The 16,371-nt window shown below is 33.0% G+C and carries 23 protein-coding genes; 20 read left to right on the top strand and 3 right to left on the bottom strand.

Annotated elements, in window-relative coordinates; all coding sequences use genetic code 11:
• Positions 1-23 precede the first annotated feature (23 nt).
• Positions 24-593: a DUF4136 domain-containing protein gene (locus tag FC091_RS11405; RefSeq protein WP_138434412.1), complete on the top strand. Its 570-nt coding sequence runs from the start codon at positions 24-26 to the stop codon at positions 591-593.
• On the opposite strand, the gene FC091_RS11400 is transcribed toward FC091_RS11405, so the two are convergent.
• Positions 590-1,753, bottom strand: coding sequence for a THUMP domain-containing class I SAM-dependent RNA methyltransferase (locus FC091_RS11400; RefSeq protein WP_138434411.1), 1,164 nt, complete (start codon positions 1,751-1,753; stop codon positions 590-592). The genes FC091_RS11405 and FC091_RS11400 overlap by 4 nt on opposite strands.
• A gap of 55 nt (positions 1,754-1,808) precedes the next feature.
• On the opposite strand from FC091_RS11400, the gene FC091_RS11395 reads away from it, so the two are divergent.
• From FC091_RS11395 to FC091_RS11330, 14 genes are all read left to right on the top strand, one after another.
• The gene (locus FC091_RS11395; protein ID WP_138434410.1) at positions 1,809-2,540 is read left to right on the top strand and encodes an SAM-dependent methyltransferase; all 732 of its coding nucleotides are present in this window, start codon (positions 1,809-1,811) and stop codon (positions 2,538-2,540) included.
• On the top strand, positions 2,541-3,215 hold the full coding sequence (locus FC091_RS11390; protein ID WP_138434409.1) for a ZIP family metal transporter: 675 nt from the start codon (positions 2,541-2,543) through the stop codon (positions 3,213-3,215).
• Positions 3,216-3,644, top strand: a complete 429-nt coding sequence (locus FC091_RS11385) for a DUF4268 domain-containing protein (protein WP_138434408.1) — start codon at positions 3,216-3,218, stop codon at positions 3,642-3,644.
• A 429-nt stretch (positions 3,645-4,073) separates the two neighbouring features.
• Complete coding sequence (locus FC091_RS11380) at positions 4,074-4,448, top strand: bleomycin resistance protein (RefSeq protein WP_262708976.1); 375 nt, start codon at positions 4,074-4,076, stop codon at positions 4,446-4,448.
• Between the two features lie 125 nt (positions 4,449-4,573).
• Positions 4,574-5,014 carry a hypothetical protein gene (locus tag FC091_RS11375; protein ID WP_138434406.1) on the top strand — a complete coding sequence of 147 codons (441 nt, stop codon included), beginning with the start codon at positions 4,574-4,576 and terminating at the stop codon, positions 5,012-5,014.
• A 156-nt stretch (positions 5,015-5,170) separates the two neighbouring features.
• Positions 5,171-5,659, top strand: a complete 489-nt coding sequence (locus FC091_RS11370; RefSeq protein ID WP_138434405.1) for a hypothetical protein — start codon at positions 5,171-5,173, stop codon at positions 5,657-5,659.
• 69 nt (positions 5,660-5,728) lie between these two features.
• Complete coding sequence (locus FC091_RS11365; protein WP_138434404.1) at positions 5,729-6,250, top strand: hypothetical protein; 522 nt, start codon at positions 5,729-5,731, stop codon at positions 6,248-6,250.
• Between the two features lie 206 nt (positions 6,251-6,456).
• A complete protein-coding gene (locus FC091_RS11360) occupies positions 6,457-7,008 on the top strand; it encodes a hypothetical protein (protein WP_138434403.1) in 552 nt (183 codons plus the stop codon).
• A gap of 172 nt (positions 7,009-7,180) precedes the next feature.
• The gene (locus tag FC091_RS11355; protein WP_138434402.1) at positions 7,181-8,068 is read left to right on the top strand and encodes a hypothetical protein; all 888 of its coding nucleotides are present in this window, start codon (positions 7,181-7,183) and stop codon (positions 8,066-8,068) included.
• Between the two features lie 186 nt (positions 8,069-8,254).
• Positions 8,255-8,500, top strand: a complete 246-nt coding sequence (locus FC091_RS11350) for a hypothetical protein (protein WP_138434401.1) — start codon at positions 8,255-8,257, stop codon at positions 8,498-8,500.
• The gene (locus tag FC091_RS11345; RefSeq protein WP_138434400.1) at positions 8,470-8,925 is read left to right on the top strand and encodes a hypothetical protein; all 456 of its coding nucleotides are present in this window, start codon (positions 8,470-8,472) and stop codon (positions 8,923-8,925) included. Before FC091_RS11350 ends, FC091_RS11345 begins: the two co-directional genes overlap by 31 nt.
• Before the next feature lie 151 nt (positions 8,926-9,076).
• Positions 9,077-9,280 (top strand): hypothetical protein, encoded by a 204-nt coding sequence (locus tag FC091_RS11340; protein WP_138434399.1) that lies wholly within the window; start codon positions 9,077-9,079, stop codon positions 9,278-9,280.
• Positions 9,277-9,942 carry a hypothetical protein gene (locus FC091_RS11335; protein ID WP_138434398.1) on the top strand — a complete coding sequence of 222 codons (666 nt, stop codon included), beginning with the start codon at positions 9,277-9,279 and terminating at the stop codon, positions 9,940-9,942. The genes FC091_RS11340 and FC091_RS11335 overlap by 4 nt, the downstream gene beginning before the upstream one ends.
• A gap of 157 nt (positions 9,943-10,099) precedes the next feature.
• Positions 10,100-10,414, top strand: coding sequence for a hypothetical protein (locus tag FC091_RS11330; RefSeq protein WP_138434397.1), 315 nt, complete (start codon positions 10,100-10,102; stop codon positions 10,412-10,414).
• 9 nt (positions 10,415-10,423) lie between these two features.
• Here FC091_RS11330 and trhA read toward each other — a convergent pair whose 3' ends face one another.
• Entirely contained in the window at positions 10,424-11,053 is a 630-nt protein-coding gene (trhA, locus tag FC091_RS11325) for a PAQR family membrane homeostasis protein TrhA (RefSeq protein ID WP_138434396.1), read from the bottom strand.
• 3 nt (positions 11,054-11,056) lie between these two features.
• Entirely contained in the window at positions 11,057-11,746 is a 690-nt protein-coding gene (locus FC091_RS11320) for a DUF4294 domain-containing protein (RefSeq protein WP_138434395.1), read from the bottom strand.
• 124 nt (positions 11,747-11,870) lie between these two features.
• Here FC091_RS11320 and FC091_RS11315 point away from each other — a divergent pair, with 124 nt between their 5' ends.
• The 5 genes from FC091_RS11315 to accC all read left to right on the top strand — a co-directional run bounded on the left by FC091_RS11315 (position 11,871) and on the right by accC (position 16,366).
• Positions 11,871-12,959 (top strand): M42 family metallopeptidase, encoded by a 1,089-nt coding sequence (locus FC091_RS11315; RefSeq protein WP_138434394.1) that lies wholly within the window; start codon positions 11,871-11,873, stop codon positions 12,957-12,959.
• A gap of 34 nt (positions 12,960-12,993) precedes the next feature.
• Complete coding sequence (locus FC091_RS11310; RefSeq protein WP_138434393.1) at positions 12,994-13,551, top strand: NUDIX hydrolase; 558 nt, start codon at positions 12,994-12,996, stop codon at positions 13,549-13,551.
• Positions 13,548-14,225, top strand: a complete 678-nt coding sequence (locus FC091_RS11305) for a PrsW family intramembrane metalloprotease (protein ID WP_138434392.1) — start codon at positions 13,548-13,550, stop codon at positions 14,223-14,225. Before FC091_RS11310 ends, FC091_RS11305 begins: the two co-directional genes overlap by 4 nt.
• A gap of 126 nt (positions 14,226-14,351) precedes the next feature.
• Complete coding sequence (locus tag FC091_RS11300; RefSeq protein WP_138434391.1) at positions 14,352-14,828, top strand: acetyl-CoA carboxylase biotin carboxyl carrier protein subunit; 477 nt, start codon at positions 14,352-14,354, stop codon at positions 14,826-14,828.
• Between the two features lie 98 nt (positions 14,829-14,926).
• Positions 14,927-16,366 (top strand): acetyl-CoA carboxylase biotin carboxylase subunit, encoded by a 1,440-nt coding sequence (gene accC, locus FC091_RS11295; RefSeq protein WP_076621386.1) that lies wholly within the window; start codon positions 14,927-14,929, stop codon positions 16,364-16,366.
• Positions 16,367-16,371: the final 5 nt, after the last annotated feature.

Raw genomic sequence — 16,371 nt, 5'->3', positions numbered from 1 at the left:
AGAACATTCTAAATTACTGCGTTATGAGAGTTTATTCAATGATTTCGGGATTTTTGTTACTACTGCTTTTTAATTGTGCTGCAACAAGTGAAGTGGTATACGACTACAACTTAGAGGTAGATTTTAACCAATATGATACCTACGTACTCTGTATTGAGGATTTTACTGTTGAGCATCTTAACTATCCGCAACTAGATAACGATTTGGTAAGACAAACCATTGGTGATGCTGTTGCTTTAGAAATGGAAAACAAAGCGCATAAAACCAATGTTCTTAATCCACAATTGCAAGCTGGTTTTAGAATTATCATCAGTGAAGAGACTGTAGCGTTTGAAAACTGTGAGCATTCTAAACATTTAGAATATTGGGAAAGTTGCACCATACATGAGGAAACCTACGAAGAGGAAACACTCATTGTGTATGTTGCCGATTTTGAAACCAACAAGGTATTATGGCATGCCTCAGTATTGTGCGAACTCAACAAACCAGACAAAAAATTGATACCCTACATTAATGGTTTGGTTAAAGATTTATTTGATACCTACCCAAAAACACAAGTAGGCCGTAATCCTGATGAACAAAAAGAGCTTTAATCGTTTTGTTTTTTGGCTTTTCGGCTGCCTTCGTACATTTCGTATTTAACTAAGCGCGATTCTAATTTTGCGTTAAATACTTTTATTTTTCGAGATGGTCGCAAACCAATGTACTTTAAAGCTTCGAGATTAGAGGTTACCAGCCATGCATCAGTATTTGGGTAACCATGTTTTAGTGTTGTGCCAATATTACCATAAAACTCTTCTACATTAAGATTTTCTAAACGCTCGCCATACGGAGGATTAAAAACCATATGTAATTTAGATGAACCTGCTTTTTGAGTTTTAAAGAAATCCTCATGCTGTATATGAATAAATTCATCTAAATGCGCATTCTTAATGTTTTCCTTAGCTTTTTTTACAGCAGAAGGAGACTTATCATAACCTATAATTTTATGATGAAAATCTCTGGTTTTTTTCAGTAAAGATTCTTCAATCTTTTCAAATAAATCCACATCCCAATCTTGCCAACGTTCAAAAGCAAATTCCTTTCGCATTAAGTTTGGCGGAATGTTACATGCAATCATAGCTGCTTCGGCTAAAATAGTACCGCTACCACACATAGGATCCATAAAATCAGTCTGACCATCCCAACCACTCATCATAATTAATCCTGCCGCCAAGACTTCGTTTATTGGAGCAATATTAGTCGCTGTTTTATAGCCGCGTCTATGTAAGGATTCGCCAGAAGTATCTAATGAAATGGTACAGCGTTGACGGTCTATATGCACATTGATTTTTAAATCTGGAAATCGCAAATCTATATTAGGTCTGTTTCCATCTTGTTCTCTAAAACGGTCTACAATGGCATCTTTGGTTTTTAAAGCAGTATACTTAGAATGTGTAAAAACACTGTGATGTACCGTAGCATCAACAGCCAAAGAACCGTCAGACTTTAAGTAATCTTCCCACTTAATATTTTTTACGTTGTTATATAGGTCTTCCTCTCTGGCAACTCTAAAAGATTTTATAGGTTTTAAAATTTTTATCGCGGTACGCAAGCCCATGTTTGCTTTGTACATAAAGCCTTTATCGCCAACAAAGCTCACGTTTCGCACACCCTTTTCTACTTGCATTGCTCCAAGCTGCGTAAGTTCTTTAGCTAATATATCTTCAAAGCCAAATAAGGTTTTGGCTACCATTTTGAAATTATTGTCCATATAACACGTCAAATAGATTGCAAATTTAAACTATTTTTGCAGCACGTAATATCTTATGGCAAATTCAACAAAACAATGGTACGCGTCGTGGTTTGATACACCATACTACCACATTCTATATAAAGACAGAGATTATACTGAAGCTCAACTCTTTATGGATAATCTCACCAACTACCTTAATATTCCAGAAGGTGGAAAAATCTTGGATTTAGCTTGTGGTAAAGGCAGACACTCCATCTACTTAAATACATTAGGCTTTGATGTAACAGGTGTTGACTTGTCTGAGCAAAGTATAAAATACGCCAACCAGTTTAAAAACGATACGCTAAGGTTTGTTGTGCACGATATGACCAAACCGTATCCTGAAACGTTTGATGCTGTTTTTAATCTCTTTACAAGTTTTGGCTATTTTGAAGATGAGAGCTGTAACTTAAAAACCATTACATCTATTAAAGAAGAATTAAACACCTATGGTTTTGGAGTAATCGATTTTATGAATGTAAATTACGTTACGGAACACTTAGTTGCAGAAGATGTAAAAACTGTTGATGGTATAGACTTTCACCAAAAACGAAGTGTAAAGGATGGCTATATTGTTAAAGATATTAATTTTGAAATTGACGGAAAACAACACCAATTTCAAGAGCGTGTAAAAGCATTGACCTTAGATAATTTTAAAACTTTATTTGAAAAAGCTGATGTACACCTTCTCGATGTTTTTGGAGACTACAAACTAGGAAAATACCATCCTGAAACCTCTGAGCGCTTAATTATGATTTTTAAATAAATGAATAAGTATCTTTTTCCTATATATGCGATTATTATTGGTGTTGTCATTGCTTTTTTAACCAAAAAACAAAAGTCAATCTACACTAAGTTACTGCTGTCGTTTAGTGGTGCATTTTTATTAGCACTCACACTTTTTGATTTACTACCAGAAGTCTATCATCATTTAGACACCAAACAAACAGGTCTTTTTATAATGTGTGGTATCTTACTACAAATTGTCTTGGAATTTTTATCTAAAGGCGCAGAGCATGGCCATGTACATTTGCACCAAGAGGACAACAAATTTCCTTGGTTGTTATTTATAAGTTTATGCATTCATAGCTTTTTAGAGGGTTTTCCTATCCATCAGCATAACGATATGGTATATGGTGTTTTTATACACAAAATACCCATTGCAGCTTTACTTACTTCTTTTTTATTACAATCAAAATATGCTAAAGAACAAGCCATTACTTTTATACTGATCTTTGCAGCAATGACACCTCTTGGTACATTGGTATCTAATACTACATCTTTAAGCCCTGACCTTCTTGTAAGTATTAATGCCGTGGTTATTGGTATCTTTTTACATATTTCTACCACTATTTTATTTGAAACCGGAGAAGGCCATAAATTTAATTTATCTAAGCTAATGGCTATTGGCTTAGGAATATTAATTGCTTACTTTATTTAAATGTTCAGTAAGGAAGAAAGCCGATTATTACGCCAAGAATTTTGGACCAGTTTTGGAAAATCATTTCCCAGAAAATGGATATTATATAATACCAAAATAAAAGGATTATCTTTTAAATTTCATTTTGATATCAAAAAGGCATTTATAGCACTAGATCTGGAAGACGATCTCGAAAACCGAATTAACTGCTGGGAAAAACTTGTAGCTTTAAAAAACATACTTCACGCAGATTACTTACCAGATGCCATTTACGAAGAAGAATACTATTTAAACAATGGCAAAGAAATTTCGCGCATATACTTACCGTTAGAACAAAAAGTGTCTATCCACAACAAAAATACTTGGAGAGCTGTCATGGAATTCTTTAATACCAACATGATGTTATTTGAAACCTTCTTTGAAGAATATAAGGATATCATAAAAGGATAAACCAAACCCAAAACTTGGTTTACCCCGTGAATGGAACACATTCAGCGGAAGCTGACCAAAGTGGCTACACAGCTGCGCTGTTCCCACCCCTTTGGAAATGTGTTCCATCGACCTGCTAAACCAAATTGCAACCAGGCTAACCAGCTAAGAACAGCTCCCGCTGCCCATCGAGGGAAAACGTGAGCCATCGGTACCTATACGCAATTTGGTACGACCAATCGAACTCTCGATCCAATAAAGTGGCTTACTTATCAAATTTTTTTAATGAAAAAATTCGATAAGCAAGATGGCTAATAATAACCGTTTACGCGTGGTCGCGCGTAAACGAACATCATTATCTTCCACTTTTTGTATCTTCGTTCTCATGGCCGAACTGCGTTTAGCAGGTCGTTGGCAATCATTTAAGAATACGTAACAATTTAAAATCGAATTACAAATACTAATCGTGAAATTATGCTAACTGATATCATTCCGAAATTACCAATGCGTGACAAAAATGTTGCCAGAGCATTTTATATAAATAAGTTAGGATTTAAAGAAATAGGCGATTATGAAGCGTATTTAATGGTTCGAAAAGATAAAATAGAAATTCATTTCTTTCAATTTAAAGAACTTAAGCCTAAAGAAAATTACGGACAAGTTTATATTAGGACCAATGGCATCGACGATTTTTACCAAACATTACTAGACGATAAAATAAAAATACACCCAAATGGAAAATTGGAATCAAAACCTTGGGGACAAAGGGAATTCTCATTACTTGATCCAGATACTAACCTATTGACCTTTGGACAAAGCATTTAAAAAAATTAAAAAACGAACCGACAATATTGGCTATAAGTAATTGCTTGTTCTCGCTTACTTCTGAAAATCCTCGCAACTACTCATAGCCGAGAAAGTTGTACATAAGCTGAAAAACGAACTCAAAATTGATAAAAAGAGCAATAATATTAACCTTAATTCTGAACTCTATAATCCTTATTGGAGTTCCTGCTGGACACGGTTACGGAATAATGATAATGTTTGAGTTTATAAGTATTCCGACTCTAATCAAAAACGGATTTGACTTTCAAAAAGAATATCCTTTTGAGAGCAGTCTAATTTTTATAGCTCTTGTTTCCTTAATTGGAAAACTAATTTCAATTAGATTATTGTTTTCAAAAAACATTTTGACCAAAAAGAACTGGATTTATTTCGGACTAACTTTAATGATAGTTTCTTATCTCTTTGTGTGCTACAAAGCTTGGATTTATGATAATTTTCTCTTTGCGATAACATTTGGAAGTGGAATTCCATTCTCAATGTATTTCGGTAGAGTTTTATATTTAATTAATAAAGAAAAGAATAAATCGGAATTAGCAAGCGAATGAAAAAAAAGTCAGCGTACAGCAATGTATAACCGCAATTATAGCGGAATTTTCCAATGGAAAATTCTCACCTTCATTGAAAGTACGTTAAGCTAAAAAATAGTAACTTAAAAACCATAACTAACGGTTATACGAGACCGTTGTGTACAATGCCTAGAAATGACAAAGAATTTTAACTTGAAACTTATTTTACTAGAATGTTTGGCTTTGATTTTCATTGTAAGCGGAATCAAAAGATTTTACGTTGCATACAATGGGAAAGAATTTGATGCTTTATTAAATAAGGATTGGGGAAAATTTGACTCTTTGACCAATTTATCTGGACCAGAATTTCTAGTAAATCAAATATATTGGACTATTATAAGTCTAATAATCGGAATATTAATAATTGGAATATTAAACTGGAAATATAAATTTGGAATTATAAACTCAATAATAGTTCTAATTCTGACTTTTGCAATTTCTGCAACTGGGATTTATTCATCTAGTATTATGAACAGATACCTTAATTACTTTTGTGGATTTTTTGCCGAAGGATATGGAATTGCTTTTCTAATTGGTGGTTTAATAATATTATCAGTCGGAATCATCATTTTGTGGAAAACCGTAACATTGAATAAAAAGAACAGGACACAACAATGGCTATAATTCATTGCAACTAATCGCATATTCCAAAAATTAGCTTAACTTTAAATGGCTTGATTTCTACAATCGAAAATGAAAAATAAAAGAACAGTTCTCACTTTAACGCTTTTGACAGTGTTATTAACAAGTTGCAAATCGCTAAAACCTTTACAAAATGAAAAAGAAAAATATAATATTATACACGAATCAAAAGGTGACATAAATCTTGATGGAATTTCTGATTTTGCAATTGTTTCATCTAAAAGCGATAGTGAAAAAGGACAAATAATTGTTTTTATCACAAACTCGAAAGGAAATATATCCAAAAAAATTGTGAACGATAATCTTACGGATACTTATATTGAAATGTATAATCTGTTACCAGAAATAGAAATTAAAAATGGTGAACTTACAATTTCTTATTATGGTGGAATGTGTCATCGAGAAAGTCGAAATATTATATTTAAATTTAATAAAGATTTAAAAGACTTATTTTTTGAAACATTCAACACCTCTGAACATAATGTTTGTAATGATTCAGAACCAAGAGGAAATGAAATTACAAATGTTGAATTAAGGAAAATAAAGTTTACGGAATTTATAGATAACTTTTAAATAAAAAAAGCCAGCACGTAACAATGTATAATCGCAAATTTTAGCGGATTCAGCTATCCTTCTACTACGCTCTGGGCACTCTCAAGCGAATCCACTCGTAGTTGGCTACGTCGAACCTAAAGGTTTGCTAACGTCAGTCCTAAACCGAAAATTATTAACTTTAATCCCGTAACTGACGGTTATACAAAGCTGTTGGCCACAAACGAATGAAACCGAAGTATACGTATAAAAATTCCTCAGAATTTATTGAAAATTTAGACTTTGAATACTTTGAAACTTATTCACTTCAACGAGGACTAAAATTTGAAAAGAAAATCGAAACACTGGAATCGGAATTTAATAATCTGAAATCCAAAACTGACCTAAACGAAAAGCAAAAAAATAGACTGTCTGAATTAGACCAATTATTGAATATTGTTCAAGTTATTATCAACAAGAAAGGACAATTCCATTTTTCATCAGAAAAGATTAACCGAATTGAAAAGACGGATTCTAGATCAAAAAAACTGATTGACATTCTGAAAACGGAAATAAATGATGTTCCAAATTGGATGTGCGCACCAATTTATAGAGATGCAATATTATTTTACAACAAAAATGGAATTTTAATTAAACAATTGAATATTTGTTTGAGTTGTGAATATATGGTAACTGAATTATTTAATCACATCAACGCTGATTTCAAAACTTACGAATTAATGCGTGAATATTTTATTGAAATCGGACATAAGATAGAATCGAAAACAGCCAGTAACTAACAATATGTAAACTCAATATTCGGATTCAACTACCTCTGACTATGGTCAGGGCTGGCTCGAGCGAATCCAATTGGAATTGCTAACAATATTGCTAAACCGAAAATCGTTAACTTTAATCCTAGAACTAACGGTTTTAAGAAGCTTTGGCAACAAACTAAGAAAACTCGCTTACATGAAAAAAACATACTTATTTATAATACTATTTTTATCTTTCAAAATTTACAACGCACAGTCTAATGAAGCATCGTTTAATGCAGACAACTTTGAAATTGAGTTCTTAGAGTACAATCCAATTCAAAAAAACGACGTATCAGAAAAAGATTTTAAGTGGGCGCAATTTGTGATTAAAGAAACAAAGAAATCAATAAAAGAAAAAAGTGGAAATTACAATGTAGCTCATTATTGGAATATTATTTCAGCCTTTGACAAGCTTCAAGAAAACATTGAAACTTTGAAATTAGTATTTATAAAATTGGCTAATTCTGAAGGAGGTTGTAAATACATTACCTCTTTTAAAGACAAAGTTAAATTTGACAATAAAATCCCTAAATTATACAACCAATATTACAAATCGTGTAATAGAGATCAAGAGGATGATACAGAACTAAATATTGAGGAATATATTACAGACAACAAGCTAAATAAAGAGTTAGTAAAACTTATTAATATTATCAATATTAATGACCAAAAGTTTAGAAGTTCTGACGAACAAACATATGAAACCAAACAACCTGAATTAGACAGACATAATCAAAAGCTCATCGACTCATTATTTCATAAATACGATCAATATATAGGAAAATCGCTAGTTGGTGAAAAATTTGAGTTTGTAATGTGGAGTGTTATTCAACATTCGAATCTTGAAATGATGGAAAGATATTTACCAATAATTCAAAAAGCTGTTCAAGACAAAGAATTAAATAAAACACCATTTAAAATGTTAATAGATAGAATATACACCCAAAAATATGATTATCAAATTTTCGGTTCTCAAATCGGAGTTAAAAATGCCGATGAAAAAACTCGAAATGAAATAATAAAAAAATACGGAATAGAATAAAAACCGGTTGCTAACAATGTATAACCGCAATTACGGCGGTTTCGACTACCCTTCGACTTCGCTCAGGGTAGGCTTAAACAAATCCACTGAGAATTCCGAAGGTCAGTGCTTAACCAAATTTAATCTTAAAATTATCTTTAACTGACACTTACATAAAACACTTCTACGCAACTTAAAAAACATTCTATGAAAAGATTATTGTTACTATTTATAATTACAGTTTTTGCATTATCCTGTAAGAACGAAACCAAAAAAGAAGAAAATTATAAAATCAATGAAAAGTCTGAACTTAAAATTGCAAAAATCAAGGAAGAGAATTTTGATTTGAGAAATGATTCAATACTATTCAGTGGTGGAACTATCGAGAATTTCGATAAGGATGGTAACTCAATTGACGTTTATTGGATTGGAGAAAAAAAGACACAATATTAAGATTTTATAGAAAATATGATGAAAGCAAGGAACTTATCGGAGCTGAATACTATGAACAAGGCGATACCGAACCAAGTAGAGACACAGTTTATGTAAATTCAGATGGATTAAAGGTCGAAGCTTCACTGAATACTGAAAACCAAATTTCATGGAAGTCTACAATCACAACAGATAATAATGGGAATCCCGTACTCAAAACATATCAAAATGGAAAAGGAGAATATCGTGGTTTAGATAGCTTATTTTTTAACAATCAAAACCTTGAAATTAAAGGGTTTTATGAAAATTCTAAAGGCAAACGGTATAGCATTAGAACTTACGAGTATATTAGATTCGATGAGCAAGGTAATTGGACGGAAAGAAAAATGTTTAAGAATGATACTTTGAACCAAAAACAAGTGAGAACCATGACGTATCACGAATAAAAACCAACTACATCAAAGGTTGTAAGTAATTGTTCATTCTAGCCTACCTTCAAAAATTCTTCCGAATTTTCTATTCGGTTTGTATTTGCTAAATTCGTTGCTTAACTATCAACCAACTTACACAAAATCACAATAAATTTAGACCCAAACTATGGAGAACAAAAAACATTGGACACAAAAACCGATTCCGAGCTTAATTATATCAATAATCGGATTACTATTTATAGTATTTGCATTAGCCAATCTCTTAGGTCTAGTAGATAGACCAATTGAAAACACGAAGAGTTTTGGCGGAATTATTGTAGGTTTAATTCTAATGTATCCTATTTTTAAGAAAAAACAGAAAAAAAATTGAGAATAAACCTATCAACCATACTGACCGTTTTTGTCATTTTATTTTCATGCAAAGAGAATAAAAAGCAAACAAAAGAAGAGAAATATTTAAAAGAATCCTACAAGGAACAAAAAAGTAAAGGAAAAATATCTGAACATTCGGAGGATTTTGACCCTTCTACAAATATTTATTCAAACTATAAATATCTGATTTCGATTGACGCACCTGACAATTGGAAAGTCGATTATGGTACTGCAAAGCATAGTATCTTTAGAGGAAATGACCCGGAGCTTGCGCTTACATTTTCTATAGTTGTAGTAGAACCAAAATCTAAAACTTCTCAAAATGCTTGGGAATTTTATATCAATAACAAAACTAAGCAGGATGCGGAGCTAAGAAATGTTGTTCAGACCCAGTTTAACACCAAAATTCAAAATTACAGCGCAAAAAAAAGTTACATAAGAAATATTGTTTCAACCAAATATTCCTACGATTTTCTCGTACGCAGTGCTGACTTAGAATACATAAATCATGTAATTAGTCACCAAATTTACAAGGACGATTTTATTTATACATTAACTGCGCATGTGCCTAAAATGGTTTATGACAAACAGCCTGAATATTTTGAAAGAATATTTAATTTGGTAACGTTTTTACCCAATTCAGAAAAAATAAATGGATAAAAACTAACGAAGGTTATAATTCATTGCTGCTGAATTTATAATAAGACTTCAGCAAATGTTCTGTTTTTTTTAAGTTCATATTTTTTTCAAAAAAGTAAACTTCACGTTTTGAGATTTTTAATCCTATATTGCTCTCACAACATAATTAAAACTTATAATGTTAGGACTCTTATTACTCTACTGGATAGGCAAATACTTTTACAAATTAGCGGAAGAATACAACAAAAATAAATGGATATTTGCCATTATTGGTATTGTAACATATTATGCTGGCATCATTATATTCAGTTTTGCCATAGGAATAATATTAGAGCTTGTTTCGCCAGGAGCCATAGATTCTATTGACGATACTCTTCTTGGTGTTATGATGTTACCGTTTGGCATATTAAGTTGTTATTTACTCTATAAATATTTAGATAAAACTTGGGAGAAGAATTTACCCGTTGATGAGATTGATCAGATAGGCAGCTAAAAATTAATTTTATATCACATGATTAAAAATCATAAAAAAATGGCAAATAGCTCCGCATAATACAAATAGGTGCCAAATAACATGGTTGTATGGTATACGCTGTATAGCGTAAAAAACAATACCAACAGTGTAAGATAAGCCGCCTGCAAATAACCATAAAACACCTGTTGAGCCAATAGCATCCGATAAGTTAGAAAAATCGAAAATAATCAGCCATCCCATAACCAAATATAGTAGTGTAGAAAACACTTCAAACCTACCAGTAAAAAAGAGTTTTAATATTAATCCAAAAGCGGCTATTCCCCAAACTACCCAAAATAGTGGCCAGCCATTACTTTCTCTAAGTGTAATTAAAAGTACAGGAGTATAGGTTCCGGCAATGAGTAGATAGATACTTATATGGTCTACAATCCTAAAACTATGTTTGCGCTTCTCCCCTTTTACAGCATGGTATAAGGTTGAAGCCATAAATAAAATGATAATAGAAATACCATAAACAATAACACTAAATAGACTCCAAGGCTTAGCTTCATTGTCAGAAAAAACAATAAGCAACACCAAGGCAGCAATTCCTAAAGCAGCACCAATACCATGAGACCAAGCATTTAATTGTTCTTCTAGTTTGGTTTGTGTACGCATTGATTATTCAGATTTGTTGGATTTCTTTTTAGGTTCTGACCACTTGTTAACACAGGCGTAATAATCTATTTCAAAGGCTGCATCTTGCTTGTTTAACTGTCCATTTTGAAAGGCTCTTTGTAAAATATCTTCAATGAGATAATCTTCCTCAACCTTTAATGGGTCAAACTCTTTTTTTAAGGAAATATCAAATAAACTTGCCGTATTGTTAAACCAAAAGGCGCGCCAACCATTCCGTAGTTCTTTAATAAGTTCAAATGTGGTTTTACCTGTTTGTCTGTGAATAAGCTTTACGAGAATTTGTCCTTCGGTTTTGGTCAGTTTTTTTAATTCAGCCGAAAATTCATCCTCAATATACTTTTGTATAACCTTGGCATACTTCTTTTTATCTCGCTTACGCTCTAACTGATCTAGTCTTTGTTGTAAAGCTTCTAAACGCTCAGCAGCCAATTTTGCATACGGAAAAACCTTGTGTGTTTTTCGTCTTAAAACAATATATCTAATTCGTGCCTTTCTGTCTTTAAAGTTAAGGTTTGGAAGCATCAGTACTTCATCTAACTCAACCTCTGTAACAGGAATAGAATCGCCTTCAATAATCATATAATGCACAACCGTAGAGTCTTGCTCTACAGGATCAACCTGAGCAAAAACAAATGTTGAAAATAACAATGCTATGTATGTAATATATTTCATATTAAACACTACAACTAAAACCGTTCCAAAGAACAAATTTTAAGGGATTCAAAATTAACAATTATTACTTCTATTAACCCTAAAATCGTATTAATATTATTATTTTTAAAGAAAATTTTTACCAATGGCTAAAAAGCAATTACTCAACAAAAAGTCGATGGACTTTTTAGAAAAATACTTAAATAATGCCTCACCTACTGGTTACGAATGGGATGGGCAAAACATATGGATGGATTACTTAAAACCGTATGTAGATGAGTTTATAACAGACACCTACGGTACTGCTGTTGCAGTTATAAATCCAAAAGCAAAATATAAAGTTGTAATTGAGGGACATGCTGATGAAATTTCGTGGTACGTTAATTATATTTCGGATAATGGCTTATTATATGTGATAAGAAATGGTGGTAGTGATCACCAGATTGCACCAAGTAAGGTTGTGAATATCCACACAAAAAAAGGCATTATAAAAGGCGTGTTCGGTTGGCCTGCAATACATACACGCAATAAATCTAAAGAAGAACCACCTAAACCAGATAACATTTGCATAGACATTGGAGCAAAAGACAAAGAAGAAGTTGAAAAAATGGGAGTGCATGTAGGATGTGTTATTACGTATCCTGATGAATTCCATATTCTTAACAAAGACAAATTTGTATGTAGAGCACTCGATAATAGAATGGGTGGTTTTATGATTGCTGAAGTAGCGCGTTTACTGCACGAAAACAAAAAGAAATTACCTTTTGGACTTTACATTACCAATTCGGTCCAAGAAGAAATAGGCCTGCGTGGTGCAGAAATGATAACCGAAACCATAAAGCCAAATGTAGCTATCGTTACCGACGTAACACACGATACCACAACACCAATGATAGACCCTAAGAAACAAGGTTTAGCAAAAATTGGCGATGGTCCTGTTATTGCATATGCGCCCGCTGTACAACAGAAATTACGTGATTTAATTACAGATACAGCTGAAGAAAAGAAAATACCTTTTCAACGTGCTGCACTATCTAGAGCTACAGGTACAGATACCGATGCCTTTGCGTACAGTAATGGTGGTGTAGCTTCTGCCCTAATCTCTTTACCATTGCGTTACATGCACACAACGGTAGAGATGGTTCATAAAGATGATGTTGAAAACGTCATAAAACTCATTTATGAAACGCTTCTAAAAATTAAAGACGGAGAAACGTTTAGTTATTTTAAATAATGAAAATTCCCACGAAAGTGGGAATCTTTTTTATATGGATGAATACATAGACATAGTCACTGCAACAGGTGAGCCAACAGGTAAAACTGCTCTTAAATCTGAAGCGCATAAAAATGGTTGGTATCACAACACCATTCATCTTTGGCTGTACACTAAAAATGGTGAAATTCTTCTACAACAACGTTCTCATAAAAAGGCAATTCACCCATTACTTTGGGATGTTTCGGCAGCTGGACATATAGATGCAGGAGAATCCTTTATTGAAGCTGCTCTTAGAGAAACCAAAGAAGAGCTTGGTCTATCATTAAACTCTAATAATTTAAAGAAAATTGGCACAAAACTTCATGAAAGTTCTTATGCTAACGGTAATATTCAAGACAATGAATTTCATCAGGTTTATATTGCGGAATTAAAAGTGAATCTAACGGATTTAAAGCCACAAGAAGATGAGGTTGAGGCTCTAAAACTCGTTACTTTTAATGAGTTTGAAACTTTGTTAAGTCAAAGTGAAACAAACAATCACTTTATACCAACCAACAAATCGTATTATAGCTTTATCTTAAATGCAATTAAAGCCCAACTAGAACTATGAATTTAATTCTTTGTGCTATTGCACCAATATTTACCATAATCATTTACATTTATTTTCAGGATAAATATGAAAAAGAACCTGTTGGTCTTTTAATTGCTAATTTTCTTTTTGGTGCTGTAGTTAGTATCCTTATTGTAATTATCCTATATCTTATTACAGGACGCTTTATTCCTATTACAGATGAATATAGTGTTTGGCAACAATTTATTCAGGCCTTTGTGGTTGTTGCACTTTCTGAGGAATTTAGTAAATATGTCATTGTAAAGTATTTTGCCCAACCAAAAAAAGCTTTCAATGAACCATACGATGGTATTATATATGCGGTTATGGTATCCATGGGCTTTGCTTGCACGGAAAACATCATGTATGTATTACAAGGTGGCTACGAAACCGCAATTCTTAGGGCATTCACAGCGGTACCAGCACATGCAACTTTTGGAATTCTAATGGGTTATTTTATGGGACTGGCTAAATTTTCAAACAATAGAATAAAACTCAATATGGCTGGTTTATTTTTAGCTGTATTGTTTCATGGCGCTTATGACTTCTTCCTCTTTATACGGTTTATTCCTGGTATCTCTGTTGGTGCTTTTGTGTCTTTAATCATTGGAGTTCTTTTATCAAGAAAAGCGATTCGTAGACATCAAGATAACTCAACATTTAAAACCGATTAGGAAACATAATTTATTCTGTCAATAAATTGTTATAATCTCCTAAAGTCTTTCTGTAAACATGATTTATTTCATATTTTAGAACTCTATTAAAATATAACTTAGCCAAAGTTTAATAAACCTCTACATATGTATAAAGCAAAAGTTAATGCTTCTTATGAGTTTGATGTAACCGAAGAAGCAGTAGACCAACTTGATGCTGTTGAAACCTCAACAAATAAGTATCATATCCTTCAAAACAACAGTTCAATTAAAGCTAATATTGTTAGCTCAGATTTCAACAAAAAAACATACAACGTTAAAGTGAACAACAACACTTATGATGTTGAACTCAACGATGCCTTAGATCAGCAAATAGTTGCTCTAGGTTTTGAAATTGGTGCTTCTAAAAAAGTAAACGATATAAAAGCACCTATGCCTGGTTTAATCTTAGAGATTAATGTAACAGAAGCTCAAGAAGTTAAAGAAGATGATCCTCTATTAATTCTTGAAGCCATGAAAATGGAGAATGTTATTAACTCACCTCGCGATGGTGTCATAAAATCCATTAAAGTGAGCCAAGGAAATACCGTTGAAAAAAATGCACTTTTAATCGAATTCGAATAAAATGATAAGTCAGTTCGAGTGTTTTGTGAAGTATGACAGAACTTCTCGATAAAATTTTTTATCAAAAACCTTTCGAAGTGACGCCAAAAGAAACTCACATGAAAAAAATATTAGTTGCCAATCGTGGCGAAATCGCAATTCGTGTCATGCGAACTGCAAAAAAAATGGGAATAAAAACCGTAGCTGTATTTTCTGAAGCTGATAGAAACGCCCCTCACGTAAAATTTGCAGACGAAGCCGTTTGCATTGGTCCAGCACCATCAAATCAATCATATCTAAAAGGTGATAAAATTATTGAAGTTGCAAAATCCTTAAACGTTGATGGCATCCATCCTGGCTATGGTTTCTTAAGTGAAAATGCTGATTTTGCAGAGTTATGCGAAAAAAATGATGTCATTTTTATTGGCCCACGTTCTAAAGCCATAAAAATGATGGGAGATAAATTAGCAGCTAAAGATGCTGTTAAAGATTACGATATCCCAATGGTACCTGGTGTAGATCATGCAGTTACAGATCCAAAAGAAGCGATTGAAATCGCCAAACGAATTGGCTTACCAATCCTTATAAAAGCAGCTGCAGGTGGTGGTGGAAAAGGCATGCGTATTGTTGAAAACGAAAAAGATGTTGAAAGTCAGATGAAACGTGCCATTAGTGAGGCTACTTCTGCATTTGGCGATGGTTCTGTATTTGTAGAAAAATATGTTACCTCACCTCGACACATCGAAATTCAGGTTATGGCAGATACGCATGGTAATATTGTTCATTTCTTTGAACGCGAATGTTCAGTGCAACGTCGTCATCAAAAGGTAGTTGAAGAAGCACCTTCTGCAATATTAACTCCAGAACTTAGAGAAAGGATGGGACAAGCTGCTATAAACGTAGCACGTTCTTGTGATTATGTTGGTGCTGGTACTGTTGAGTTCTTAATGGATGCCGACCATAATTTTTATTTCTTAGAAATGAACACAAGATTACAAGTAGAGCATCCTGTATCAGAGTGGATTGCTGGTGTTGATTTGGTCGAGCTTCAGATTAAAGTGGCTCGTGGTGAAGTTTTAGACATTAAACAAGAAGACCTAAAAATTAATGGTCATGCCTTAGAACTTCGTGTGTATGCCGAAGATCCTATGAATGATTTCTTACCAAGTGTTGGTAATTTAGAAGTTTATCAATTACCTGTTGGTGAAAATATTCGAGTAGATAATGGTTTTGAAGAAGGTATGGACGTACCAATCTATTACGATCCTATGCTATCAAAACTTATCACTTATGGTAAAACACGTGCTGAAGCCATTGAGCTGATGATAAAAGCTATTGACAACTATCACGTTAAAGGTGTGCAAACTACACTTCCTTTTGGTCGTTTTGTTTGTGAGCACGATGCGTTTAGAAGTGGAAACTTCGATACCCATTTTGTTAAAAAGTACTACTCACCTAGCCTTTTAGAAGCGCAACATAAAGCTGAAGCAGAAATTGCTGCAAAACTAGCCTTAAAGCAATATCTAGCAGATCAAAAATTATTAAGACTACCTAATTAAGATAC

The organism is Winogradskyella algicola (assembly GCF_005869935.1).
Classification (GTDB): Bacteria; Bacteroidota; Bacteroidia; order Flavobacteriales; family Flavobacteriaceae; genus Winogradskyella; species Winogradskyella algicola.
The sequence above is the reverse complement of the archived record's forward strand: the minus strand, read 5'-3'. Positions and strand labels throughout refer to the sequence as shown.

Bases quoted from the DNA above. Each gene is read 5' to 3' on its own strand.
- trhA (WP_138434396.1), bottom strand. From the start codon at position 11,053: ATGCGTACACAAACCAAACTAGAAGAACAATTAAATGCTTGGTCTCAT.
- FC091_RS11340 (WP_138434399.1), top strand. From the start codon at position 9,077: ATGGAGAACAAAAAACATTGGACACAAAAACCGATTCCGAGCTTAATT.
- FC091_RS11385 (WP_138434408.1), top strand. From the start codon at position 3,216: ATGTTCAGTAAGGAAGAAAGCCGATTATTACGCCAAGAATTTTGGACC.
- FC091_RS11330 (WP_138434397.1), top strand. From the start codon at position 10,100: ATGTTAGGACTCTTATTACTCTACTGGATAGGCAAATACTTTTACAAA.
- FC091_RS11360 (WP_138434403.1), top strand. From the start codon at position 6,457: ATGAAACCGAAGTATACGTATAAAAATTCCTCAGAATTTATTGAAAAT.
- FC091_RS11350 (WP_138434401.1), top strand. From the start codon at position 8,255: ATGAAAAGATTATTGTTACTATTTATAATTACAGTTTTTGCATTATCC.
- FC091_RS11395 (WP_138434410.1), top strand. From the start codon at position 1,809: ATGGCAAATTCAACAAAACAATGGTACGCGTCGTGGTTTGATACACCA.
- FC091_RS11405 (WP_138434412.1), top strand. From the start codon at position 24: ATGAGAGTTTATTCAATGATTTCGGGATTTTTGTTACTACTGCTTTTT.
- FC091_RS11315 (WP_138434394.1), top strand. From the start codon at position 11,871: ATGGCTAAAAAGCAATTACTCAACAAAAAGTCGATGGACTTTTTAGAA.
- FC091_RS11355 (WP_138434402.1), top strand. From the start codon at position 7,181: ATGAAAAAAACATACTTATTTATAATACTATTTTTATCTTTCAAAATT.
- FC091_RS11390 (WP_138434409.1), top strand. From the start codon at position 2,541: ATGAATAAGTATCTTTTTCCTATATATGCGATTATTATTGGTGTTGTC.
- accC (WP_076621386.1), top strand. From the start codon at position 14,927: ATGAAAAAAATATTAGTTGCCAATCGTGGCGAAATCGCAATTCGTGTC.
- FC091_RS11300 (WP_138434391.1), top strand. From the start codon at position 14,352: ATGTATAAAGCAAAAGTTAATGCTTCTTATGAGTTTGATGTAACCGAA.
- FC091_RS11370 (WP_138434405.1), top strand. From the start codon at position 5,171: ATGACAAAGAATTTTAACTTGAAACTTATTTTACTAGAATGTTTGGCT.
- FC091_RS11320 (WP_138434395.1), bottom strand. From the start codon at position 11,746: ATGAAATATATTACATACATAGCATTGTTATTTTCAACATTTGTTTTT.
- FC091_RS11365 (WP_138434404.1), top strand. From the start codon at position 5,729: ATGAAAAATAAAAGAACAGTTCTCACTTTAACGCTTTTGACAGTGTTA.
- FC091_RS11305 (WP_138434392.1), top strand. From the start codon at position 13,548: ATGAATTTAATTCTTTGTGCTATTGCACCAATATTTACCATAATCATT.
- FC091_RS11400 (WP_138434411.1), bottom strand. From the start codon at position 1,753: ATGGACAATAATTTCAAAATGGTAGCCAAAACCTTATTTGGCTTTGAA.
- FC091_RS11310 (WP_138434393.1), top strand. From the start codon at position 12,994: ATGGATGAATACATAGACATAGTCACTGCAACAGGTGAGCCAACAGGT.